The sequence below is a fragment of the Thalassotalea sp. G20_0 genome (genome assembly GCF_017744175.1).
In the GTDB taxonomy this organism is placed as follows: domain Bacteria; phylum Pseudomonadota; class Gammaproteobacteria; order Pseudomonadales; family Endozoicomonadaceae; genus Endozoicomonas.
Genome location: NZ_JAGHQV010000233.1, coordinates 1 through 1,165 on the forward strand (window position 1 = coordinate 1; position 1,165 = coordinate 1,165).

General features: G+C 50.6%; 4 protein-coding genes. All 4 read right to left on the reverse strand.

Going from position 1 to position 1,165, the window contains the following annotated elements:
• Window positions 1-213, reverse strand: a 213-nt coding sequence (locus J7438_RS25735; protein WP_286196944.1) for a putative phage tail assembly chaperone, incomplete at its 3' end; no start/stop codon positions are given.
• Window positions 200-424: a hypothetical protein gene (locus J7438_RS25740; protein ID WP_209278886.1), complete on the reverse strand. Its 225-nt coding sequence runs from the start codon at window positions 422-424 to the stop codon at window positions 200-202. The genes J7438_RS25735 and J7438_RS25740, both read right to left, overlap by 14 nt.
• Window positions 425-468: 44 nt before the next feature.
• The gene (locus J7438_RS25745; protein ID WP_209278887.1) at window positions 469-936 is read right to left on the reverse strand and encodes a hypothetical protein; all 468 of its coding nucleotides are present in this window, start codon (window positions 934-936) and stop codon (window positions 469-471) included.
• On the reverse strand, window positions 936-1,165 hold a 230-nt coding region (locus J7438_RS25750), incomplete at its 5' end, for a phage protein (protein WP_209278888.1). The genes J7438_RS25745 and J7438_RS25750, both read right to left, overlap by 1 nt.

Below are 1,165 nucleotides of genomic sequence, written 5' to 3' on the forward strand. Positions count from 1 at the left end.
AAACAAATCACTTGTGAGGGCGTCCTTATAAGCAATTTTTACATGGTCCCGGGTCTCATCATTGGCGGAGACATTGATCAAAAAGTTATGCATGGGGGCGATTTTGTTATCCGGCTGCAGGGCATTGACGCAGCGGTTGTAATCGTCCAGGGAGATTTGAAAGGTCAGCTCTTTGTCTCCCATCATCACGGTGATGGTTTTACTGTTGTTCATAAAAAGCCTTGGGAATTGGTTGGCTGTTGTAAAACGGGCGGATCATTTTCATGGGCAGTTTTGGCCTCAGGGTGACAAATTCATTCACCTGATCCGGTTTTGGAATGCAGCGGACATCCATCACTGAACGGTCCGGCCTCTGGTAAACCAGCACCCAGAGTTTCATTTTATGGCACTCATCCAAAGCAGCCCGAAGATTCTCAGCGTTCATAATGCCTCCGGTTGAGCTGCAACCAAAAAGCATCAGCACTGTTATCAGGAGTAATGTTTTAGCCAGGCGTCCCGGTAATCCTTCCATTGGGCGGCTCCCAGATAAGTGTTCCAGTGGTCTTTGGCGTATTGCGCCAGCCCATCAATATCAAAAGGTTGTGGCAGTTGCTCCGGAATCCTCAGCAGATAGACCCGCCCAATAGCGGCCCCGAAAACCGGATTAAATGCCATGTATTCAGCGGGATTCGGCAGGTCATGGGCGAGCATAACAAACCGTTCCTGGTTGTGCTTGATGTAGGCCACCACATCGTCATAGGTGGCAGGCTCCATCTGGAAGATTCCCAGGGCTGGCCCGTTGATCTGTTTGATGTAGTGAAAATCACCGCTTTCATGGGCGGCGATCATACATAAAAGCCGGATGGCGCTTTCACTATCCGGCAGTTCGTACCATTGCAGAGCCTGCTTGACGATGGCCCGGCAGACCTGTCCCAATTCGGAGACAGCCAGTGTCATCAGGCCACCCTCAGATCATCGGTGTCATTCCTGGATAGATAGGGCGTGTCATTGATCTTCACAAAATCCGGGCTGGTCACTTCAAAGGGCAAAGTGGTGGCGTGTTTCTCACCGCCAGCGGAATCAATATCCAATAATCCTGAGATTTTCAGCAGGCAGCCAAACAGCTCCACTTTCATTTCTTCGGTGCCGGTGTCGGCGTAAGTGTTGATGTCAAAGGGTTCCAGGT

Coding starts and splice junctions, on each gene's coding strand:
- J7438_RS25740 (WP_209278886.1), bottom strand. CDS start 424: ATGAACGCTGAGAATCTTCGGGCTGCTTTGGATGAGTGCCATAAAATG.
- J7438_RS25745 (WP_209278887.1), bottom strand. CDS start 936: ATGACACTGGCTGTCTCCGAATTGGGACAGGTCTGCCGGGCCATCGTC.